At 68.4% G+C, this 22,600-nt stretch carries 20 protein-coding genes; 12 read left to right on the plus strand and 8 right to left on the minus strand.

Going from position 1 to position 22,600, the window contains the following annotated elements; translation table 11 throughout:
• Positions 1-17: 17 nt before the first annotated feature.
• The 4 genes from panC to hisS are packed head-to-tail and all read right to left on the minus strand — an operon-like array spanning position 18 to position 4,201.
• Positions 18-872, minus strand: coding sequence for a pantoate--beta-alanine ligase (gene panC / locus ACW9UR_RS08965; RefSeq protein ID WP_458916623.1), 855 nt, complete (start codon positions 870-872; stop codon positions 18-20).
• On the minus strand, positions 863-1,576 hold the full coding sequence (hisG, locus tag ACW9UR_RS08970; protein ID WP_458916624.1) for an ATP phosphoribosyltransferase: 714 nt from the start codon (positions 1,574-1,576) through the stop codon (positions 863-865). Before hisG ends, panC begins: the two co-directional genes overlap by 10 nt.
• Complete coding sequence (locus ACW9UR_RS08975) at positions 1,573-2,700, minus strand: ATP phosphoribosyltransferase regulatory subunit (protein ID WP_458916625.1); 1,128 nt, start codon at positions 2,698-2,700, stop codon at positions 1,573-1,575. The genes hisG and ACW9UR_RS08975 overlap by 4 nt, the downstream gene beginning before the upstream one ends.
• Positions 2,701-2,704: 4 nt before the next feature.
• Entirely contained in the window at positions 2,705-4,201 is a 1,497-nt protein-coding gene (hisS, locus tag ACW9UR_RS08980) for a histidine--tRNA ligase (RefSeq protein ID WP_458916626.1), read from the minus strand.
• 171 nt (positions 4,202-4,372) lie between these two features.
• Here hisS and ACW9UR_RS08985 point away from each other — a divergent pair, with 171 nt between their 5' ends.
• Positions 4,373-4,861, plus strand: coding sequence for a cell wall hydrolase (locus tag ACW9UR_RS08985; RefSeq protein WP_458916627.1), 489 nt, complete (start codon positions 4,373-4,375; stop codon positions 4,859-4,861).
• Here the strand turns inward: ACW9UR_RS08985 and ACW9UR_RS08990 are convergent.
• Positions 4,852-5,334: a flavin reductase family protein gene (locus ACW9UR_RS08990; protein ID WP_458916628.1), complete on the minus strand. Its 483-nt coding sequence runs from the start codon at positions 5,332-5,334 to the stop codon at positions 4,852-4,854. The genes ACW9UR_RS08985 and ACW9UR_RS08990 overlap by 10 nt on opposite strands.
• 110 nt (positions 5,335-5,444) lie before the next feature.
• Here ACW9UR_RS08990 and ACW9UR_RS08995 point away from each other — a divergent pair, with 110 nt between their 5' ends.
• Positions 5,445-5,651: a SlyX family protein gene (locus ACW9UR_RS08995; RefSeq protein ID WP_458916629.1), complete on the plus strand. Its 207-nt coding sequence runs from the start codon at positions 5,445-5,447 to the stop codon at positions 5,649-5,651.
• A 3-nt stretch (positions 5,652-5,654) separates the two neighbouring features.
• On the opposite strand, the gene dnaE is transcribed toward ACW9UR_RS08995, so the two are convergent.
• A complete protein-coding gene (gene dnaE, locus ACW9UR_RS09000) occupies positions 5,655-9,155 on the minus strand; it encodes a DNA polymerase III subunit alpha (RefSeq protein ID WP_458916630.1) in 3,501 nt (1,166 codons plus the stop codon).
• Between the two features lie 230 nt (positions 9,156-9,385).
• Here dnaE and xdhA point away from each other — a divergent pair, with 230 nt between their 5' ends.
• The 9 genes from xdhA (at position 9,386) to ACW9UR_RS09045 (ending at position 20,207) form a co-directional block, all read left to right on the plus strand.
• Entirely contained in the window at positions 9,386-10,810 is a 1,425-nt protein-coding gene (gene xdhA / locus ACW9UR_RS09005) for a xanthine dehydrogenase small subunit (RefSeq protein ID WP_458916631.1), read from the plus strand.
• A complete protein-coding gene (gene xdhB / locus ACW9UR_RS09010) occupies positions 10,807-13,218 on the plus strand; it encodes a xanthine dehydrogenase molybdopterin binding subunit (protein WP_458916632.1) in 2,412 nt (803 codons plus the stop codon). The genes xdhA and xdhB overlap by 4 nt, the downstream gene beginning before the upstream one ends.
• Complete coding sequence (gene xdhC / locus ACW9UR_RS09015) at positions 13,215-14,207, plus strand: xanthine dehydrogenase accessory protein XdhC (RefSeq protein ID WP_458916633.1); 993 nt, start codon at positions 13,215-13,217, stop codon at positions 14,205-14,207. Before xdhB ends, xdhC begins: the two co-directional genes overlap by 4 nt.
• Positions 14,204-15,736, plus strand: coding sequence for an ABC transporter ATP-binding protein (locus tag ACW9UR_RS09020; RefSeq protein ID WP_458916634.1), 1,533 nt, complete (start codon positions 14,204-14,206; stop codon positions 15,734-15,736). Before xdhC ends, ACW9UR_RS09020 begins: the two co-directional genes overlap by 4 nt.
• Positions 15,723-16,787 (plus strand): ABC transporter permease, encoded by a 1,065-nt coding sequence (locus ACW9UR_RS09025; protein ID WP_458916635.1) that lies wholly within the window; start codon positions 15,723-15,725, stop codon positions 16,785-16,787. The genes ACW9UR_RS09020 and ACW9UR_RS09025 overlap by 14 nt, the downstream gene beginning before the upstream one ends.
• Before the next feature lie 107 nt (positions 16,788-16,894).
• Positions 16,895-17,929, plus strand: a complete 1,035-nt coding sequence (locus ACW9UR_RS09030) for an ABC transporter permease (RefSeq protein WP_458917169.1) — start codon at positions 16,895-16,897, stop codon at positions 17,927-17,929.
• A 4-nt stretch (positions 17,930-17,933) separates the two neighbouring features.
• The gene (locus ACW9UR_RS09035; RefSeq protein WP_458916636.1) at positions 17,934-18,671 is read left to right on the plus strand and encodes an ion transporter; all 738 of its coding nucleotides are present in this window, start codon (positions 17,934-17,936) and stop codon (positions 18,669-18,671) included.
• Positions 18,658-19,734: a BMP family ABC transporter substrate-binding protein gene (locus tag ACW9UR_RS09040; protein WP_458916637.1), complete on the plus strand. Its 1,077-nt coding sequence runs from the start codon at positions 18,658-18,660 to the stop codon at positions 19,732-19,734. Before ACW9UR_RS09035 ends, ACW9UR_RS09040 begins: the two co-directional genes overlap by 14 nt.
• Before the next feature lie 65 nt (positions 19,735-19,799).
• A complete protein-coding gene (locus ACW9UR_RS09045; RefSeq protein ID WP_458916638.1) occupies positions 19,800-20,207 on the plus strand; it encodes a GNAT family N-acetyltransferase in 408 nt (135 codons plus the stop codon).
• Here the strand turns inward: ACW9UR_RS09045 and ACW9UR_RS09050 are convergent.
• The gene (locus tag ACW9UR_RS09050; RefSeq protein WP_458916639.1) at positions 20,192-21,127 is read right to left on the minus strand and encodes a DMT family transporter; all 936 of its coding nucleotides are present in this window, start codon (positions 21,125-21,127) and stop codon (positions 20,192-20,194) included. The two genes, ACW9UR_RS09045 and ACW9UR_RS09050, sit on opposite strands and share 16 nt — an antisense overlap.
• Before the next feature lie 187 nt (positions 21,128-21,314).
• Here ACW9UR_RS09050 and ACW9UR_RS09055 point away from each other — a divergent pair, with 187 nt between their 5' ends.
• Positions 21,315-21,746: an FKBP-type peptidyl-prolyl cis-trans isomerase gene (locus ACW9UR_RS09055; RefSeq protein ID WP_458916640.1), complete on the plus strand. Its 432-nt coding sequence runs from the start codon at positions 21,315-21,317 to the stop codon at positions 21,744-21,746.
• A gap of 84 nt (positions 21,747-21,830) precedes the next feature.
• Here ACW9UR_RS09055 and ACW9UR_RS09060 read toward each other — a convergent pair whose 3' ends face one another.
• Positions 21,831-22,598, minus strand: a complete 768-nt coding sequence (locus ACW9UR_RS09060; RefSeq protein ID WP_458916641.1) for a VV20781 family protein — start codon at positions 22,596-22,598, stop codon at positions 21,831-21,833.
• Positions 22,599-22,600: the final 2 nt, after the last annotated feature.

Genomic DNA, 22,600 nt, shown 5'->3' on the forward strand with positions numbered 1-22,600 from the left:
CCCGCCAAGCGTGCCTGTCACCGGGCCAACAGGTCTGGGACGGGCACGTTGTCTATCAATCGTGCGCTGCCCAGACGGGCAGCCACGAACACCCGCGCACCCTTACCGGGAGAAGGCGCGATCCGCAGCGTCTCGGCGTCGCGGCACTCCAGATACTCGACCTCGTTGAACCCGGCGATGATCAGGTTCTCAGCGGCCTCGACGCAGGCCAGCTCGGTCGGCTCGCCCTCGGCGATGCGGCTGGCGACGCGCGTGATCTCTGCAAAGAGGCGCGGCGCGATGGCCCGGTGCTCGGCGCCGAGATGGCGATTGCGCGTGGACATCGCCACGCCGTCGCCCTCGCGCACCGTCGGGACCCCGACAATCCGGGTCGGATAGTTCAGGTCGCGCACCAGCTTGCGGATCAGCTGCAACTGCTGCCAGTCCTTCTCGCCGAAATAGGCGCTGTCGGCGCGTGCCATGTTCAGCAGCTTCGTGACCACCTGCGCGACCCCATCGAAATGACCCGGGCGCCCGGCAGCGCAAAGCACTTCCTCGTCGTACTCGACCAGCACCTTGGTCGAGAAGCCGCGCGGGTAGATCTCGTCGACCTTCGGAGCGAATGCCAGGTCCACAAATTCGATCCGGGCCAGTTCCAGGTCGTCATCCTCGGTCCGGGGATAGTTCGCCAGGTCCTCGTTCGGTCCGAACTGCGTCGGGTTCACGAAGAGCGTCAGGATGACTTTCTCCTCGCGCTCCTTCGCGGCGCGGATCAGCCGTGTGTGTCCGCCGTGCAGCCCGCCCATTGTCGGCACCAGGCCGATGCGCTCGCCATCCTCATGCCAGGCGGCGACGCGCGCGGCCAGCTCGGCCACCGTGCGGACTAGTTCCACGGCGGAACGCCGGTTTCGCCCGGCAGCAGTTTCTCGGTCAGTGCGGTGTACGCGGCGCGCATCTCGTCCCCCCAAGCGGCCCGGCGAGAGGCGAACAGCGTCGCCTGCGACCGCAGGATTACCCCGTCGGACAGGACTTTCAAGTGGTTCGCCCTGAGCGTCTCTCCGGTCGAGGTGATGTCGGTTATCGCCTCGGCAGTCAGGTTCTTCACCGTACCCTCGGTCGCGCCCTGGCTGTCCACCAGGCTGTAATCCGCGACGCCCTGCTCCTTGAAGAAGCGGCGGGTCAGCGTGTGGTACTTGGTGGCGACGCGCAGCCGGTGGCCATGCGCTTGCCGGAAAGCAGCGGCGGCGGCGTCCAGATCGTCCATTGTGTCGACATCGATCCAGAATGCGGGGACTGCGACGATCAGGTCAGCATGGCCGAAACCCAGTTCGGCCACCTCGAGCGCCGTGCCGGGTCGCAGCTTCTCGGCCACGAGGTCCTGCCCTGTGACGCCCATGTGGATGCGGCCCTGCGCCATCTCGCGCGGGATCTCGCCCGCCGACAGCAGCACCAATTCGACGCCTTCGACGCCGTCCACCCGTCCTGCGTATTCGCGCCCCGAGCCGGTTCGCTTCAGCACCACGCCCCGTTCCGCGAACCACGCGAACGTGTCATCCTGCAACCGCCCCTTCGAGGGCACGCCCAGCTTCAGCGTCATCGGCCTGCCTCCAGCGCCAGCAGAGCCTCGGGCCGGATGATGCCGCCCACCGCAGGCACACCGCCGCCCGAAACGTCGAGGACGCGGGTCAGCGCGTCGTAGCGCCCGCCGCTGGCGATCACCGGCAGGTCCGGTCGCTCCGGCGCATAGAAGCCGAACACGAAGCCGTCGTAATACTCCAGCGAGGTCCGCCCGTAGGAGCCCTCGAACGGTAGCGCATCCACATCGACCCCGCGCGCCGACAGCGCATCCAGCCGCGCCGCGAACCGGTCTACCGCGGGCGCGAGCGTCGTCGACTCGCCCGCCAGATCGCGCAACGTGACCAGCGCCTTCGCTGCCGGGGCGCGCAGCTCCAGCAGCGCCTCGATCAATTGCACTTCCATGTCGGCCAGCGGCGGCGTTGCCGCATCGCGCACCAGCCGCTTGATCCGCTGGGCAACCTCCTGCGCGCTGCGCTTGCCCACCGCGCGGCCGGCCGCCTTGATCGCCGGCATCGGGTCATCGCCCACCGCCGACACCAGGTCCGCTTTCGGATGCTGCATGGAGCCATAGCGCTCCAGCAGCCGATGGAACCGCGCCGGTCGCCAGACATGTCGGCGCAGCGCATGGCGGCGGTCGTCGGTGGTGGCCAGCCCGTCGATCGCCGCGAACAGCAGCCCCATGTCGCCGGTGGCAGGCTGCAATCCCCGCCCGTCCAGCGCCTTGGCGAACAGCGCGAAGGCCTCGGCGTCCGAGGCCGCCGGATCGGCGCCGTCGAACAACTCGAACCCACACTGCAGATACTCGGACGCCCGGCCGGTCCCGGTCTCCTGCTTGCGCCAGACCCGGCCCGCATAGCAATAGCGCGCGGGTTCGGCCCCGTGCGCCATGTGCCGCTCGACCACGGGAACGGTGAAATCCGGGCGCATCATCATCTCGCGCTCGCCATCCGAAGTCACAAACGCACGCGCGCGGATATCCTCGCCGTAGAGGTCCAGCAGCACCTCGGCGGGCAGCAGCGCGGCGGGATCGACCTTGGCCGCACCGGCCTGCGCGAACAGGTCCAGCAGGCGCGAGACCTCGGCCTCCAACCGCTCCAGCCCGGCACCGGTGCGGGCACCGTCGAGGTAGGCGCGTTCCATCATCGGCTCAGCCTGCGCGCGCGATCATCTTGCGGACTTCCTCGACCAGAGCGCCGCGCGGCACCTCGATCTGTGCGGGCTGGGACTTCCACTCGTCATGCGTCTCCATCTCGGCCGCCAGCCGCTTGCCCAGCGCCAGATCCTTCAACTGGATCACACCGCGGGCCTTCTCGTCGCCGCCCTCGATGACGGCGACCGGGCTCTGCCGCGTATCGGCATATTCCAGCTGCTTGCCGAATTTGTTCGGATTGCCCAGGTAAACCTCGGCCCGGACTCCGGCGTTGCGCAGCTCACGCACCATCTGCTGGTAGTCGGCCATCCGCTCGCGATCCATGACGGTGACCACTACGGGCCCCGCCGCCTCGGCCGCGTGGCGACCCTTGGCAGCCAGCGCCGCCAGCAACCGGTCGACGCCGATCGACACACCCGTTGCGGGCACCGCCTGCCCAGTGAAGCGTTTGACCAGATCGTCATAGCGCCCACCGCCGGCGACCGAGCCGAACTGACGCGGACGCCCCTTCTCGTCGGTGATTTCGAAGGTCAGCTCGGCCTCGTAGACCGGCCCGGTATAATACCCAAGACCGCGCACGACCGAGGGATCGATCAGAAACTGGTCGGTGCCGTAACCCTGCGCCGTGACCAGATCGCCGATTTGCTCAAGCTCGTCGACGCCCTCGGTTCCGGAGGCCGAGCCGGTGACCAGCCCGCGCAGGTTGGCGATGGTCGCCCCCGCATCGGCGCCGCGCGCCTGCATGAAGCCCATGACCACCTCGGCCGCATCCGCCGACAGGCCCGCACCCTTGGTGAAATCGCCGCTGTCGTCTTTGCGGCCCTCGCCCAGCAACGCACGTACGCCATCCAGACCCAGCCGGTCCAGCTTGTCGATGGCGCGCAGCACAATGCCGCGCCGGTCTGCGTGGGCATCAGGATCCGAAGGATCCAGAAGCCCCACGACCTCCATCACCCCGTTCAGGACCTTTCGGTTGTTTAGCCGCACGATGTAATCGCCGCGCGCGATCCCGACCGCCTCGAGCGTGTCGGCGAGCATGGCGCAGATCTCGGCATCGGCCCCGGCCGAGGCCGAACCGACGGTGTCCGCATCGCACTGGTAGAACTGTCGGAACCGCCCCGGCCCCGGCTTCTCGTTGCGCCAGACCGGGCCGACGGCATAGCGGCGGTAGGGATTCGGAAGATCGTTGCGGTACTGCGCGTAGACCCGCGCCAGCGGCGCGGTCAGGTCGTAGCGCAGCGCCATCCAGCTTTCGTCCTCGTCCTGCCAGGCGAAAACGCCCTCGTTCGGACGGTCCACGTCGGGAAGGAACTTGCCCAGCGCCTCGACGGTCTCGACCGCGCTCGTCTCGAGCGGATCGAAGCCATACGCATGGTACACGCCGGTGATCCGCGCCAGCATCTCGGCACGCCCGGTCACTTCGGACCCGAAATAGTCCCGGAATCCCTTGGGCTGCTGCGCCTTGGGGCGCGGCGCCTTCTTCACTTTAGCCATTCGGATGTCTCCCGCCTGCGCGCGTGTCCTATCGCAGGGCTTGAAAGGGGGCAAGCGTGCCACATTCCGGGCGGATCCTCGCCGATCGAAACGCCCGAGGGAACCGCGGGTTGTCAGAGACCCGTGGGTCACAGCACTTCATCCGGGAAGGCAACTACGACGGACAGCACAATGCTCGCAGCGTTCCCCCGGTTCATCATCCTCTCGGCCGCACTTGCGACGGCCGCCTGCACCGCCCCGCAAGTCGACGAGATCTCTCGTGCCGATACCCAGACCGAGGCGGTCACCTACTCCCAGTCGGACTTCACCTGCCTGCGCGAGGCCATCTACCACGAGGCCGCGGCGCATTCGCTCGACGGCCAGCGTGCCGTGGCGAACGTGATCATGAACCGTGCGGACGATCCGCGCTTCCCCAACAGCATCTGCGGCGTGATCGCCGACGGCTGCCAGTTCTCCTACCGCTGCGACGGCAAGCCGGAAGTCTATGCAGACAAGGTAAAACTGGCCAACGCCACCAAGGCGACCGAGATCGTTCTGGCCAACCCGTCCGAGGATGTCAGCGGCGGCGCCCTGTTCTTCCACGCAGCCCGGATGGCCCCGGGCTGGTTCGCGACGCTGAAGCGTACCGCGACCCTGGGCGGGAACATCTTCTACCGCTGAAGCGGGCCGCCAAGGCCCCGATAGCTGCCGCAGTGAAAGACCAGCGGGGCGCCTCCGCCCTGCTCCAGCCGCAGCACCTCTCCGACCATGATCAGATGATCGCCACCCTCGTACTGGGCGGCGTGCGCGCATTCGAGCCGCGCCGCGCAGCCGTCGATGAGGGGCGAATCGCCCAGCCCGGCCACAGTATCGATTCCCTCGAAATCCGCGCCAGTGCGCGCAAACCGGTCCGCCAGCCAACGCTGATCCTCGGTCAGCACGTGAATCGCGAAATGTGAAGCCTTCTGGAACGCCGGGAACCGCTGCGAGCGGCGCGCCGGCGCCCAGAGCACCAGCGGCGGATCCAGCGAGACCGATGCGAAACTGTTCGCGGTGATTCCAAGCGGACCGTCCCCGGTCAGCGTCGTCACCACGGTCACGCCGGTCGCGTACTGTCCCAGCGCGTCGCGCAGTTCGCGTTGGTCGATGCTCATCTCGGCCCTTCCGGTCTTACCCTGCTGTTCCGGTTCTGCCCCCATGCACGGCGATTGTCACGCGGGTTGCGCCCGCCTATCTGTCGCGCAAGACGCCCCGGAGGATGCAGATGACCCAGGATGACCGCCTGACAAGGCTAGAAGAGATGCTGACCCACCAGGCCGCAACGATCGAGGACCTGTCCGAGATCGTCCGCAGCCAAGCCGACCGGATCGACATACTGGAACGCCGCGTGCAGCAACTCCGCGAACGCGCCGCTCAGGCCGAAGCCGAAGGCGGCCACGTCTACGGAGACGAGCGGCCGCCTCACTACTAGGGCCTAGAATTCCTCGACATGCGCAACGCCCGGGACGTGCTTGATCGCCCCCATGATCTGCGGCGTCACCGGGTAGCGCTTGGGGAGTTCCACCTCGACCTCACCCGGTAGCTCGGGGTGCATCAGGATCAGGTTCACCGGCCCACCCGCACGCTTCACGCCGCCAGCCGCCTCCTCGAGCCGGGTCGCGACCGAGCCCAGCGCCGTGGGATCGTCCACGAAGATCTTCAGTCCGGCGGGGGCCGCGCCCATCACCGCTTCGTCCACGGTCTGCACGCCGCGCGCCAGCAACTTAAGCTGCTCTGACTCGTAGGTCGCCTCGACCGCCAGCACCACGTTCGCGCCCGGCTCCAGCAGGTCGCGGAATTTCTCCAGCGGCTCCGAGAACATGGTCACTTCGTAGATCCCGGTCGGATCGCTGAGCGTGACAAAGGCGAACCGGTTGCCCTTGGCCGACTTTCGCTCCTGCTTTACGGCGACGGCCCCGGCGATCTTGGCGGCGATCGGCCCGCCTTTCACCTTCTGCTCGATCTCGGTCAGCGTCATGACGCGCTGGCGCTTGAGCGGGCCCATGTAGTCGTCCAGCGGGTGCCCGGACAGGTAGAAGCCCACCGCCATGTGCTCCGCCCCCAGCCGCTCGGTCGCCAGCCAGTCCTCGGGCTGCGGCAGCTTGGGCGCGGGCAGTTCCTCTCCCGCCGCGCCGAACATCGAGATCTGCGCCGAAGCCTTGTCTTCGTGCGCCGCCGCCGAATAGGCGACCAGCTTGTCCACCGCCTCGAACATCCGTCGCCGGTTGCTGTCCAGCCCGTCGAACGCCCCGGCGCGCGCCAGCATCTCCAGCGGACGCTTGCCGACCCGCTTCAGATCCACCCGGCGGGCGAAATCGAAGATGTCGCTGAACGGGCCGCCCTCCTCACGCGCGCGGACGATCATCCGCATCGCCTCGGTCCCGACGTTCTTCAGCGCGCCGAGCCCGTAGACCACGCGCCCCTCGGAAACACTGAACAGCGCCTCCGAACGATTCACGCAGGGCGGGATCACCTCGATCCCCAGCCGGTCGACCTCCTGCTTGTAGATGCTCAGCTTGTCGGTCAGGTGGATATCGCAGTTCATGACCGAGGCCATGAACTCGACCGGGTGGTTCGCCTTCAGCCAGGCGGTCTGGTAGCTGACCACCGCATAGGCGGCGGCGTGCGACTTGTTGAAGCCGTAGTTGGCGAACTTCTCCAGCAGGTCGAAGACCTCGGTCGCCTTGGCCTTGTCGACACCGTTCGCCTTTGCGCCCTCGACGAACTTCGGACGCTCGGCGTCCATCGCCTCCTTGATCTTCTTGCCCATGGCGCGGCGCAGCAGGTCCGCGCCGCCAAGGCTGTAGCCCGCCATGACCTGCGCGATCTGCATCACCTGCTCCTGGTAGACGATGATGCCCTGCGTCTCTTCCAGGATGTGGTCGATCAGCGGATGGATCGAGGCGATCTTCCGCTGCCCGTTCTTCACCTCGCAATAGGTCGGGATGTTCTCCATCGGACCGGGACGATAGAGCGCCACCAGCGCGACGATATCTTCGATACAGGTCGGCTTCATGCGCCGCAGCGCATCCATCATGCCGGTGGATTCCACCTGGAACACCGCCACCGTCTTGGCCGAGGCATAAAGCTGATAGGTCCGCTCATCCTCCAGCGGGATGGCGTTGATCTGGTTCTCAGCCCCCTCGGGCGGCTCATAGAGAGTGCTGCCATCCGGCGCGATGTGCAGGTCGCGCCCCTGCCCGTGGATCAGGTCGATCGCCCCCTGGATCACCGTCAGCGTCTTGAGGCCCAGGAAGTCGAACTTCACCAGCCCTGCCTGCTCGACCCACTTCATGTTGAACTGGGTCGCCGGCATGTCCGAGCGCGGATCCTGGTAGAGCGGCACGAGCTGCACCAGCGGCCGGTCCCCGATCACCACACCGGCAGCGTGGGTCGAGGCATTCCGGTAAAGCCCCTCGACCTTCTGCGCATAGTCGAGCATGCGCGCGACGACCTCTTCCTGCCGCGCCTCCTCGCGCAACCGGGGCTCGTCGCTGAGCGCCTTCTCGATGCTCACCGGCTTCACGCCCTCGACCGGGATCAGCTTCGACAGCCGGTCCACCTGGCCATAGGGCATCTGCAAGACGCGGCCGACATCGCGCACGGCGGCCTTCGACAACAGCGCACCGAATGTGATGATCTGAGCGACCTTGTCGCGGCCGTACTTCTCCTGCACGTACTGGATCACCTCCTCGCGCCGATCCATGCAGAAGTCGATATCGAAGTCCGGCATCGAAACACGTTCCGGGTTCAGGAAGCGCTCGAAAAGCAGGCTGTAGCGCAGCGGGTCGAGGTCGGTGATCGTCAGCGCATAGGCGACCAGCGAACCGGCGCCCGAGCCACGTCCCGGCCCCACCGGAATGTCGTGGTCCTTGCCCCACTTGATGAAGTCCGCAACGATCAGGAAGTAGCCCGGAAAGCCCATCCCCTCGATGATGCCCAGCTCGAAATCCAGCCGCTTCTGGTACTCCTCGACCGGGGCCGCATGCGGGATCACCGCAAGCCGCGCCTGCAGGCCCTCGTTCGCCTGGCGGCGCAGTTCCTCGACCTCGTCATCGGCGAACTTCGGCAGGATCGGATCGCGGGTCCGGGCGCGATAGGCGCAGCGGCGCGCGATCTCGACGGTGTTCTCGATCGCCTCGGGCAGGTCGGCGAACAGCTCGGCCATCTCTTCGGGCGTCTTGAAATAGTGCTGGTCGGTCAGCACCCGGCGCGGCGCGGCCTGGTCGACATAGGCCCCGTCGGCGATGCAGAGCAGCGCGTCGTGCGCCTCGTACATGCCCGGATCGGTGAAATGCACGTCGTTCGTGGCCACCAGCGGCAGGTCCAGCGCATAGGCCAGGTCGACCAGCGCCGGCTCGGTCGCCGCCTCCGCCGCCGTACGCTTTCCCCCGTCCGAGGGATGCCGCTGCACCTCGATGTAAAGCCGGTCCCCGAACAGCCGCTTCAGCCGCTCCGCCAAGACCTTCGCCTCGGCCTCCTGGCCGTCGCGGATCAGCTGCCCCAGCGGCCCCTCGGCGCCGCCGGTCAGGCAGATCAGTCCCTCGGCATGGGCTTCCAGGTCCTCGAGCGTGATCCGCGATTCCTCGTCGCCGCTTTCCAGGTAATAGGCCGAGGACAGCGCCATCAGGTTCATGTACCCCGGCTCGTCCTGCGCCAGCAGCACGATGGCACGCGGCGGCGCGCCCTTCTCGCCGGGCCGGGCAGGCGGCGCATAGGCCAGCGCCAGCTGGCAGCCGATGATCGGCTGCACGCCCGCCTTGGCGGCGATCTCGGAAAACTCCAGTGCGCCGAACAGGTTGCCGGTATCGGTCACGGCGACAGCAGGCATCCCGGCGGATTTCGCCATGCCAGCCAAGGCCTTGACCTGAATCGCCCCCTCCAGCAGCGAGTATGCAGAATGGACGCGAAGGTGGATGAATCGGGGCTGGGTCATTGGCAGATATAGCCGCGCCTGGCGGTCCGGGGTCAACCCCGCGTTCCCGCGCCCACTGCAGGGCCGCCCACGGCCCTGCACGGGGTCTTGCGCGCGCCAGCGCGCTCCGCATGATCAATGGAAGATCCCCCGATGAGACGCTTGCACCACGCAGGTTTTTCCGGTCCATTTGACCAAACGGACAAAAATGACGCCGCGCGTCCGCGCCCGGCCCGACAGGAGAGACCCATATGGGCCAGATCCGCTTCCTCTTGAACGGGACGCCCGTGACGCTGGACGACCCGGCGCCGGACGAGACCCTGCTCGACTGGCTGCGCCAAACCCGCCGCCTGACCGGCACCAAGGAGGGCTGCAACGAGGGCGATTGCGGCGCCTGCACGGTCTGCGTCACCGCGCTCGAGGACGGCGCGCAGGTTCACCGCGCACTCAATGCCTGCATCCTGTTTTTGCCGCAGCTCCACGGCCGCGCCGTGCGCACGGTCGAGGGCATTTCGGGCCCCGACGGCGCGCTTCACCCGGTCCAGCAGGCGATGGTCGAGCACCATGGCTCGCAATGCGGCTTCTGCACCCCCGGCTTCGTCATGTCGCTCTTCACCGCGCATCGTGACGGGCGGCAGGACTTCGACGACATCCTTGCAGGCAACCTCTGCCGCTGCACCGGCTACGCCCCGATCCTGCGCGCCGCCGAAGCCGCCGCCCAGATGCCGCAACCGAAATGGCTGCTGGACGAGACCGAAGCCCTCGCCGCGCTCGACACCGGCGAGGACGTCACCGGCCCCGGTTATTGCGTGCCTGCGACCCTCGACGGGTTCGCCGACTGGTACGCTGCAAACCCCGATGCGACGCTGGTTTCGGGCGCGACAGACGTGGGCCTCTGGGTCACCAAGGCGCTGCGCCAGCCCCGCCCGCTGGCCTTCCTGCACCGGCTCCGCGAGCACCAGCAGATCACCACCAACGACAGCGGTGCGCTCATCGTCGGCGGTGGCGTCACCCTGACCCGCTTGCGCGGCATCATGGCCGCCCGTCATCCAGACTTCGCCGAGATGATCCGCCGCTTCGGCGGCGCGCAGGTGCGGGCGGCGGCGACCGTCGGCGGCAACATCGCCAACGGCTCGCCGATCGGCGACAGCCCGCCCGCGTTGATCGCCCTCGGTGCGACGCTCACCCTGCGCCTCGGAAACGAACGCCGCACGCTTCCGCTCGAGGATTTCTTCATCGACTACGGCAAGCAGGACCGCCGCCCCGGCGAATTCGTCGAAAGCGTCACGATCCCCGCCCAGGCAGACCGGCTGCGCTGCCACAAGCTTTCCAAACGCTTCGACAGCGACATCTCGGCGGTCTGCGGCTGCTTCAACATCGCCGTCGAAAACGGCACCGTGACCTCCGCCCGCATCGCCTTCGGCGGCATGGCCGGCACCCCGAAACGCGCGACCCAGGTCGAGCAGGCCCTGACCGGCCAGCTTTGGACCCTCGCCACAGTCGAGGCCGCGCTACCTGCCTTCGCCCGGGACTTCACCCCGCTCACAGACATGCGCGGCAGCGCCGAGTACCGGCTGCGGACCGCCGCCAACATGCTGCTGCGCACCTTCCACGAGGATCAGGGCACGCCGACGCGCCTCGCCCGCGCTTCCCGCATCGAAGGGGTCTCGGCATGAGCGTCCACCAGTCGAAATCCCACGACAGCGCGCCGCTGCACGTCACCGGCCGCGCCCGCTATACCGACGACGTGCCGCTGCCGGACAACGCGGTGCACCTGGCCTTCGGCCTGTCGCCGGTGGCACGCGGCAAGTTGAACGGCCTCGACCTCTCCGAAGTGCGCGCCGCGCCCGGCGTCATCGACGTGCTGGCCGCCGAGAACCTCCCCTTCGCCAACGACGTCTCGCCCGCGCCCGCGCCCGAGCCGATGCTGGCCACCGACCGCGTGCACTTCCTGGGCCAGCCGCTGTTCCTGGTGATCGCCGACAGCCACCTCGCCGCCCGCCGTGCCGCGCGTTTGGGCAAGCCCGACATCGCCGAGGACCCGCCGATCCTCTCCATCGAGGACGCGCTGGAACGCGGCGCGCCGGAACTGGAACCTCCGCTGACCTTCGCGCAAGGCGACGCCGAGGGGCAGTTGCCGAACGCCCCGCGCCGCCTGCAGGGCAGCATCCACATCGGCGGGCAGGAGCATTTCTACCTCGAAGGCCAGGCCGCGCTGGCCCTGCCGGGCGAGGGCGACGTGACGGTGCACTGTTCCACCCAGCACCCGTCCGAGATCCAGCACAAGGTCGCCGCCGCGCTCGGCCTGCCCTATGCGCTGGTCCGGGTCGAGACCCGCCGCATGGGCGGCGGTTTCGGCGGCAAGGAAAGCCAGGGCAACGCGCTGGCTGTTGCTTGCGCCGTGGCCGCCATGCGGACGGGCCGCGCGGCACGAATGCGCTATGACCGCGACGACGACATGGTCATCACCGGCAAGCGCCACGATTTCCGCATCGATTACGACGTCGGCTATGACGAGACCGGCCGGATCACCGCGCTGGATGTCGTACAATACTGCCGCTGCGGGTGGAGCGCCGACCTGTCGCTGCCCGTGGCCGACCGGGCGATGCTGCACGCCGACAACGCCTATTACCTGCCGCACATCCGCATCCGCTCGCACAGGCTGGTGACCAACACCCAGTCCGCGACAGCCTTCCGCGGCTTCGGCGGCCCGCAGGGCATGGTCGGGATCGAGCGTATCGTGGACCACGTCGCCCACGCGCTGGACCGCGACCCGCTCGAGGTCCGCCGGGCGAACTTCTACCGCGACAGCGACACTTCGGCCCCCGCGCCTCACGGCAACCAGCCCACGGCAATCGACGTGCCCGGCGACGAGGCCTCGCGCGGCGCCGAAGTCCCCGCGCCCAAGGTCCACCCCCCGGCGACCGATCTGCAGACCACGCCCTATCACATGCCGGTCGAGGACTGCATCATCAACGCCCTGACCGAACGGCTGGCCGAGACCTCGGACTACGCCGCCCGCCGGGCCGCGATCGAGGTAGCCAACCTCGACAGCCCGATCCTGAAACGCGGCATCGCATTGACCCCGGTGAAGTTCGGCATCTCGTTCACGCTGACCCACCTCAACCAGGCGGGCGCGCTGGTCCATGTCTACTCCGATGGCTCGATCCACCTGAACCATGGCGGGACCGAGATGGGCCAAGGCCTGAATACCAAGGTCGCGCAGGTCGCCGCCAAGGTGTTCGAACAGCCGCTCGACGCCGTGCGCATCACCGCCACCGACACCGGAAAGGTGCCGAACACCTCGGCCACGGCGGCAAGCTCGGGCTCGGATCTCAACGGCATGGCCTGCAAGGCCGCCTGCGAGACGATCCGGCAACGCCTGGTCGACTTCGCCGCCGAGCGCTGGCAGACCGAGCCCGCGCACATCCGCTTCACCCCCGTGGGCGTCGAGATCAAATCCGAGCGTCTCAGCTTCAAGGAACTGGTGCAGGCTGCCTACATGGCGCGCGTTTCGCTGTCGGCGACCGGCTTCTATGCCACGCCCAAGATCGTCTGGGACCGCCGCGCCGGGAAGGGCCGGCCGTTCTACTACTTCGCCTACGGGGCCGCCGTGACCGAGGTCGCCATCGACACGCTCACCGGCGAGAACCGCATCCTGCGCACCGACATCCTGCACGACTGCGGCGCCTCGCTGAACCCGGCCATCGACATCGGCCAGATCGAGGGCGGCTATGTCCAGGGCGCAGGCTGGCTGACCATGGAGGAGTTGGTCTGGACACCGGACGGCCGCCTCGCCACCCACGCGCCGTCCACCTACAAGATCCCCGCCTGCTCGGACCGCCCGCGCGAGTTCAACGTCGCGCTCTGGGAGGGCGAGAACCGCGAACAGACGGTCTATCGCTCCAAGGCCGTCGGCGAGCCGCCCCTGATGCTGGGCATCTCGGCCCTGATGGCATTGGGCCATGCCGTGTCGCAATGCGGCGACGGCAGCGTCTATCCCGACCTATCGGCCCCCTCCACGCCCGAGCGCATCCTGCGGGCCGTGGACCACGTGCGCGGCAACCCGTGGAGCGCGGGATGAGCCTCGACCGGCCCGCGCTGGCGCAAGCCGTGGCTGCGCACGGCGCGGTCGCACGCGTCGTCGTCGCCGGGCACGCCGGATCGACCCCACGCGAGACCGGCACCGCGATGCTGGTCTGGGCCGACGGCCAGCAGGGCACCATCGGCGGCGGCGCGCTGGAATACGACGCCGCCGCCCAGGCCCGCCGCTTGCTGACGGACGAAACGCCCTTCGCCCGCCGCCTGCTGACCCAGCCGTTGGGCCCCGCACTGGGCCAGTGCTGCGGCGGCTCAGTCACGCTGCTGATCGAGCGGATCGCGCAAACCGAGCTTGCCGCGATCCCCGAAACCGGCACCTTCGCGCGCCCCACAGCCTCGGGCCAATCGGAGCCACCGCTCTCCGTCACCCGCATCCTTCGCGGTGCGCGCGGTGGCCAGCCGGTGACCCCTTCGCTCGCCGACGGTTGGTTCATCGAGCCGACGACCGAAACCCCGGTCCCGGTCTGGATCTGGGGCGCCGGCCACGTCGGCCGCGCGCTGGTCGGTACGCTTGAGGGCCTGCCGGTCCGCGTCAGCTGGATCGACGACGCCCGTGCCCGCTTCCCCGAGGCAATCCCGGCCCACGCCGACATGCTGGTCGCCGCCGATCTGCCCCGCGCCGCCACTCACGCACCCGCCGACGCGCGGCATTACGTGCTGACCTACTCCCACGCGCTCGACCTCGAGCTGTGCCACACGATCCTCTCGCGCCCCTTCGCGCGGCTCGGGCTGATCGGCTCCGCCACCAAGAGGGCCCGCTTCCTGAACCGCCTGCGCGACCTCGGCCACCCACCCGAACGCCTCGCCCGCCTCGACTGCCCGATCGGAGACCCGGCGTTGGGCAAACAGCCGCAAGCCATTGCCGTCAGCGTGGTTCATGCGCTACTCAGTGATCTGGCCGCCGACAGAAGCGGCAACGGAACCGGAACCGGCACCGACAGGGACAAGAAGGCGAAGGGGCACTCCGCTTGAGCGCACTCCTCTCGATCCGTGGACTCACGAAGTCCTATCCGGGTGTGCTGGCCAACAGCGACATCCATTTCGAAGTCGCGCCCGGCGAAATCCACGCGCTTCTGGGCGAGAACGGCGCCGGCAAGTCCACTCTGGTCAAGACGATCTACGGCCTCGTCACCCCCGACAAGGGCGAGATGTACGTCGACGGAAACCTCTACGAGCCGCGCGGCCCGCAGGCCGCCCGCGCTGCCGGGGTGTCGATGGTGTTCCAGCACTTCTCGCTGTTCGAGGCGCTGTCCGTGGCCGAGAATGTCGCGCTCGGCATGTCCGACCCGCCGGGCCGGACGGAACTGGGCCAGCGCATCCGCGACGTCGCCAACGCCTACGGTCTGCCGCTCGACCCGGACCGGCTGGTGGGGGACCTGTCTGTCGGTGAACGCCAGCGGGTCGAGATCGTGCGCTGCCTGCTGCAGAACCCGCGCATCCTGATCATGGACGAGCCGACCAGCGTGCTGACCCCGCAAGAGGTCGAAACGTTGTTCCACACCCTGCGGCAGCTGGCGTCGGAAGGTGTCGCGATCCTCTACATCTCGCACAAGCTGGAAGAAATCCGCACCCTTTGCGACCGCGCGACGATCCTGCGCTCGGGCCGCGTGGTGGCCGAATGCCGCCCGGCCGAGAAGACCGCGCGCCAGTTGGCCGAGATGATGATCGGGCTGGAACTGACCCGCCCCCTGCCCCGGCTCTTCAGCCCCGGCGCACCGCTCCTGCGGCTGCGCGACCTGACATTGCCCGCCGAAACGCCCTTCGGCACCACACTCCGGAACGTCAGCATGGAGCTGCGCACCGGCGAGGTGCTGGGCATCGCGGGTGTCGCCGGCAACGGGCAGGAAGAGTTGATGCGCGTCCTCTCGGGCGAGACCCGCGTCGACGCCGACAAGCTGGTGCTCGAATCCCGCCAGATCGGCGCGATGGGCCCGACCGAGCGCCGCCAGTACGGCCTGCTTTCGGCCCCCGAGGAACGGCTGGGCCACGCCGCCGCTGGCGACATGAGCCTGATCGAGAACGCCTTCCTGACCGGCAACCGCCGCCAGCGACTTGCCTATCGCGGCTTCATCAAGCCCGCGACCACCGCGAACTTCGCCCGCGCCGTGATCCGGCGCTTCGACGTGCGGACCCCTTCGGCGGAAACCAAGGCGCGGGCGCTGTCGGGCGGCAACCTTCAGAAATTCGTCATCGGGCGCGAGATCATGCAGCGCCCCCGCGTGCTGGTCGTGAACCAGCCCACCTGGGGCGTGGACGCCCACGCCGCCGCCACGATCCGCACCGCGCTGCGCGACCTTGCCGCCGAGGGCACAGGGGTGCTCGTCATCAGCCAGGATCTCGACGAACTGATGGAGATCTCGGACACGTTCTCGGTGCTGGAAGGCGGGCGGCTCTCGGCCCCGCAACGCACCGGCTCGCTGACCATAGACGAGATCGGGCTGATGATGGGCGGCTCGATGAAGGACCAGACAGGAAAGGACGCGCCCCGTGCTGATGCTTGAGCCGCGCACCGCGCCCCCGGCGGCGCTCCAGGCGGCGGTGCCGGTTCTGGCGGTCGTGCTGACCATGATCGCGGGTGGCATCCTGTTCGCCGCGCTGGGCAAGAACCCGGTCGAGGCGATCCGCATCATCTTCGTCGATCCGCTGCTGGACCCGTTCTCGCGCTCGGAACTGCTGGTCAAGGCCGCGCCGCTGACCCTGATCGCCGTGGGCCTGTCCTTCGGCTTCCGCGCAGGCGTCTGGAACATCGGCGCCGAGGGCCAGTTCATCATCGGCGCGCTCTCGGGCGGCGCGGTGGCGCTGGCCTTCTGGGACGTGCCGGGGATGTGGCTGCTGCCGCTGATGGCCTTCGCGGGTATGCTGGGCGGCTTTCTCTGGGCGATGATCCCAGCGCTCCTGAAGATCCGCTTCGGCGCGAACGAGATCCTCGTCTCGTTGATGCTGGTCTACGTGGCCGAGCTGTGGCTTTCGGCCCTCGTCTCCGGCCCGCTGCGCAACCCCGCGGGCTTCAACTTCCCCGAGAGCCGCATGTTTCACGATAGCGCCACGCTGCCGATCCTGCTGGGCGGCACACGCGCCCATATCGGCGTCCTGATCGCCCTCGGCGTCGCGGTCGCGGCCTATGTCACGCTGCACCGGCACGTCTTCGGCTACCGCGTCCGCCTGATGGGCGCAGCGCCGCGCGCGGCGCGCTTCGCGGGTATCTCGACCAACGCGATGGTCGCGGCCTGCCTTGGCCTGTCCGGTGCCCTGGCGGGCCTCGCCGGCATGTTCGAGGCCGCCGGTCCCGTCGGCCAACTGGTGCCCTCGCTGCCCGTCGGATACGGCTTCACGGCGATCATCGTGGCCTTCCTGGGCCGGCTCGACCCGCTCGGGATCGTGCTGGCGAGCCTTGTCATGGCGCTGACCTATATCGGCGGCGAGACGGCGCAGTTCACCCTGCAAATCCCCGCCGCCGCTATCTCGGTCTTCCAGGGCATGCTGCTGTTCTTCCTGCTGGCGACCGAAGTCCTGTCCCGCTACCGCCTGCGCCGTGTTCGGAGGGCTGCATGAACCGCCCCGCCCTGCCCCTGCTGGCCGTCACCCTGACCGCGATCCTCGCGCTGATCGTCTTCGCGACGGTCAACGGGCTGAACCCGGTGGCGTTGACCGTGTCGATCATGGTCGCCGCAACCCCGCTGATGCTCGCTTCGCTCGGAGAGTTGGTGACCGAGAAATCCGGCGTCCTGAACCTCGGCGTCGAGGGCATGATGATCATCGGCGCGGTCGCGGGGTTTGCCGTCGCGGTCGAGACGACCTCGCCGCTGCTGGGCGTCATCGCCGCCGCACTGGCCGGGGCCGCGCTGGCGTTGGTCTTCGGCGTGCTTACGCAGATCCTGCTGTCGAACCAGGTGGCGACGGGTCTGGCGCTGACGCTGTTCGGCCTTGGCCTCGCCGCGCTGATCGGCCAGCCCTATGCCGGGGTGAAACCGCCCGCATTCCCGCGGCTGGATTTCTTCCTTTCCGACATCCCCGTGATCGGACCGATCCTCTTCGGCCACGACCTGATGCTCTACCTTGCCTTCGCGCTGCTCGCGGGCGTCTGGCTGTTCCTGACCCGCACCCGCGCGGGCCTGACCCTGCGCGCGGTGGGCGAGAACCACGACGCCGCGCACGCGCTCGGCTACAACGTCATCGGCATCCGGTTGGGAGCCATCGCCTTCGGCGGCGCATGCGCGGGCCTCGGCGGCGCGGCGCTGTCGCTGGTGCGCGTGCCGCAGTGGACCGAGGGCATGACCGCAGGCGCTGGCTGGATCGCGCTCGCCATCGTCGTCTTCGCAAGCTGGAAGCCGGGCCGCGTGGCGCTCGGCGCCTATCTCTTCGGCGGCGTCACCATCCTGCAGCTGAACTTCCAGGCCGCGCGGATCACCCCGCTCTGGCTGCTGGCGCTGGCGCTGCTGCTGCTGGCGGTCAACGCCACGGTCAGCCGCTGGCAGAAGGGCCAGCCGATCGCGCCCGCGGCCGGCTGGTGGGCCGCCACTGCCGGCGCGGCCGTGCTGGCGCTGACCTGGGCGCCCTCGATCCAGTCGCAATACCTGTCGATGACGCCCTATATCTGCACCATCCTGGTTCTGGTGGTGATGTCGGGCGACCGGCTGCGCGCCAGCCTCTCCGCGCCTGCCTCGCTGGGCCGCGTCTTCCACCGGACGGGCTGAATGGATGGCATTGCGGGCCCGGATCTACGATGTGCTGGAGGGGAACGACCCCCGTTTCGGCCGGCCCTACCTCTTCTTCAACAACGCGGTGATCGTGCTGGCGGTCGTGGCCTACGCGGCCTCGACCATGCCCGACCTCTCCGAGAACACGCGCCTCGTCCTCTACGCCATCGAGACGGTCGTAATATTCACCTTCGCTCTCGACTATATGCTGCGGCTGATTTCGGCGCCGAGCGCCCTGGGCTACGTGTTCAGCTTCTGGGGGATCGTCGACCTGATCGCCTGGGCTCCCGCGCTGCTTCTGGGCGGCACGGACCTCAGCTCGACGCGGATCATTCGGCTGATCCAGCTCGCGCGTGTGCTGAAACTTCTGCGCCTCGCCAAGGCCTTCGACATCCTTCTCGGGGCGCTCAAGGACGTGCGCGAGCAGCTGATCGTCTTCGTGATCTTCACGCTTATCATGCTGTTCCTGGCCTCGGTCGGGATCTACCAGTTCGAACACCCCGCCCAGCCCGAGCTGTTCAAGTCCGTGCCGCACTCGATGTGGTGGGCGGTGGCGACCCTGTCGACAGTGGGCTACGGCGACATCTACCCCGTGACCGCGGGCGGGCGCATCTTCACCGGCATCGTGCTGCTGGTGGGCCTGTCGGTGATCGCGGTCCCGACCGGCCTGATCTCGGCCGCGCTGGTCCAGAAAACACGAGAAGAATCCAACAAGGAGAATGAGCATGAAGAGACGTAACCTGCTGCTCACCGCGGCCGCGCTGTCCGTGGGCATTGCCACCGGCGCCGTCGCCCAGGACGATCCGGTCAAGGTCGGCTTCGTCTATGTCGGCCCGATCGGCGACTTCGGCTGGACCTACCAGCACGAGCTCGGCCGCCAGGCCGTCGAGGCCGAGTTCGGCGACAAGGTCGAGACCACCTACATCGAGGATGTGCCCGAAGGCCCCGATGCCGAGCGCGTGATCCGTCAGCTGGCACAGTCCGGCCATGACCTGATCTTCACCACCTCGTTCGGCTTCATGAACCCGACGCTCAAGGTCGCCCAGCAGTTCCCGGACGTGAAATTCGAGCACGCCACCGGCTACCAGCGCGCCGACAACGTATCGACCTACTCGGGCCGGTTCTACGAGGGCCGCGCCGTGATCGGCCACATTGCCGGGCACATGACCGAGAGCAACACGATCGGCTACATCGCCTCGTTCCCGATCCCCGAGGTCGTGCGCGGGATCAATGCCGCCTTCCTCGCCGCCAAGGCGGTGAACCCGGACGTGCAGATGAAGATCATCTGGGTCAACAGCTGGTTCGATCCGGCCAAGGAAGCCGACGCCGCCAACCAGCTCTATGATCAGGGCGCGGACGTGATCATGCAGCACACCGACTCGACCTCACCGATGGCGGCGCTCGAGGGCAAGGACGTCACCATGTTCGGCCAGGCCTCCGACATGGCCGAGTTCAAGCCCGCCCCGCGCGTCAGCTCGATCATCGACAACTGGGCGCCCTACTATGTCGAGCGCACCCGCGCCGTGATCGAGGGCACCTGGGAGAGCGTCGACACCTGGCACGGCATCAAGGACGGCATGACCGAGATCGGCGAGATGACCGAGGCGATCCCCGCCGAGGTTCGCGAGAGTGCGCAGGCGCTGGCCGACGGCATCGCCGCCGGCGAGATCCACCCGTTCACCGGCCCGGTCAACAAGCAGGACGGCAGCCCCTGGCTGGCCGAGGGCGAGACTGCCGATGACGGCACCCTGCTCGGCATGAACTTCTACGTCGAGGGCATCGAGGACCAGCTGCCGAACTGATCCCGACCCGATGCACCTTGGCCCCGCGCTTCCCGGCGCGGGGTCTTTCATGTCCGGAGCCCCGCATGAGCTACACCCTCGCCGCCGAGACGCCCGACGTCGAAACCTACCTGATGCTGCGCCGGGTGGCGGGCCTCAGCCCGTTCTCCGAAGACGCCGCGCGCCGCGGCCTGCCCGGAAGCTGGCACGCGGTCCTGCTCCGTCACGAAGGCGCGCCCGTCGGCATGGGGCGGATCATCGGCGACGGCGGCTGCTTCTTCCAGATCACCGACATCGCCGTGCACCCGGACCATCAGGGCAAGGGCCTCGGCAAGCGGATCATGGCCGCGCTGATGGAGCATTTCCGCGCGCACGCGCCCGCCTCGGCCTACATCAGCCTGATGGCCGACGTGCCCGCCGACCGGCTCTATGCCCAATACGGTTTCGAACCGACCGCGCCCGCCTCCATCGGCATGGCTCAGATTCTGAACTGACGCCGCCTCAGCAGCCGCCCGTCGATCGCCGCGAGCCCCGCACCGATCAGCGCCATGCCCGCCAACTGCGCGGGCGTCAGCACCTCGCCCAGCAGGCCCACGCCCAGCATGATGGCCGAGACGGGGACGAGGAAGGTCACCAGCAGGATATTCGTGGCCCCGGCCCGCGCCAGCACTCGGAAATAGAGCACATAGGCCAGCGCGGTCGACAGCACCGCCAGCGCCAGCACTGCCGCCCAGACGCCGATCCCCGGCGCGGGCAACGTCCAGGGCCGGTCCAGCACCAGTGCCAGCGGCACCAGCATCAGCGACGAGGCGGTAACCTGCCCCGCAGCGACCGCCACCGGATCGACGCCCCAGCCCCCGAACCGGCGCCCGAACGTGCCGCCGCAGGCATAGGACAGCGCCGCGCCCAGAATCGCCAGCTGCGCCCAGCCCGCGCGCCCCAGCCCGCCCAGCGCCTCGGGGCCGATCATCACCACGACACCCGCGAACCCCAGCGCCACACCGGCCAGCTTGCGCGCACTGATCCGCTCGTCCGGCAGCGCGAGTCCCGCGATCAGCACGGTGAACAGCGGCGTCGTCGCATTGAGGATCGAGGCCAGCCCCGCGCCGATGCTGGTCTGCCCCCAGACGATCAGCCCGAAGGGTATGGCGTTGTTCACCAACCCCATCACCAGCAGCGCGCCGATCACTCTCGGCTCCGCCGGCACGCGCCGCCCGGTCAGCAGCAGCACCGCCCAGAGTGTCAGCGCCGCAAGGCTTACCCGCAGCGCGACAATGGTCAGCACCGGCAGACCCGTGACCGCGATCCCGACGAAATAGAACGACCCGCCCCAGAGCACCGAGAGCGCCAGCAGCATCGCCCACTCTGCACCGCCCATGACAGGCGTGATCGTAGCATTTCGGGTCAGACTCATCGGGCATCTCCTGGGGCAGTCCGTTCCTGATAGCCTGCCCAAGGCCCGCGGCGCGACCCGCTTCCTGCGGGTTGTTTGCATCCTCCGGACACGCTTGTTAGGCTCTCTCTCGAATTCCGGCAGGTCACGCCCAGCACAAGGGAACGGCGTGACCCCGGCAAATCCACCCGAAATCCAGGAGCCTCACATGACCAAAGCCGCTGCGGCCGGAGACACCTTGCGCCTGCACTACAAAGGCACGTTCGAGGACGGCACCGTGTTCGATTCCTCCGAAGGGCGCGACCCGCTCGAGTTCCAGCTCGGCTCGGGCCAGATCATCCCAGGCCTCGACAAGGGCGTGACCGGCATGGAAGTCGGCGAGGAACGCTCCGTCACCGTTGCCCCGACCGAAGGCTATGGCGAGCGCGACGAGAAGCTGGTTCAGGCTGTCCCGCGCGAGACGATCCCCGACCACATCCCGACCGAGCCGGGCACCCAGCTGCAGATGCAGACCCCGCAGGGTCAGCAGATCCCCGTGGTCGTCACCGGCGTGACCGAAGAGACGATCGAGCTGGACGCCAACCATCCGCTGGCCGGGAAGACCCTCAAGTTCGACGTCAAGCTGGTCGAGATCGCCTGATCGGCGCCGCCAGCCCAGACTGAAAGACAGAACGCCCCCGCGACTGCTCGCGGGGGCGTTTTTCGTCTCGCGAAGGCCCGGGGGTTACAGCTCGCCAAGCCCGCTGTCGGCGGGATCGCGATAGAGCGCCAGTGCCAGCGCGCCGGCCATCACCGCACGCCGCAGCGCCTCGTCGCCCCCCGCGGGAAGGTGTACCACCGGGCGGCCATTCGTCTCGACAGCGCCGACCGGTTGGCCTGCCTGGGTAAACACATAGCCCAGCGGTGCCGCCGCGGGCAGACCGCCCGATGCCGCCTTGTGGATCGAGCGGATCTGCAGCACGACCCGGTCCAGCGCGATCTCGCCGCGCCGCTGCTCGACCGACAGCGCGCCTGCCGGGCCCGAAACTGCCTGCTGAAGTTCGAACCGGGCCGGGATCGGCCGTCCGCCGACCGTGAACGCGCAACGGTAGGACACCGGGCGCGCCCGGAAATCGCCAACGTCCAGCGTGATCGCCGCCCCGCGGATCGCGCAATCCGCCTCCAGCGGCCCTGACAGCGCCGGGCCATTCAGCGTGTAGCGCGTGTAGCCGCCGCGCCGGTCGACGGTATCCATCACGGTCAGCCGCGTTTCCGACCGCCGGAAGGTTCCGGAATACTCCGCCGCGCCGTAGCTGCCCTTGTTGCCGCCGCCGATGCCGGCGATTGGAACCGCGTCGGTGCGGCCGGCAAGACCCTCGGGCATCGCCATGGTCGCCACGCCCACCATGTCGCAGCCGGCAAGCAGGAAGACCAGACCCAGACCGGCGGCTGAAATAGCCGTTCCTGTGCTCCGGGAAGGGCCGGACTCCGGCCCTGTTTTGGTGAAGAACACGA

The sequence above is a fragment of the Halovulum sp. GXIMD14794 genome (assembly GCF_054457455.1).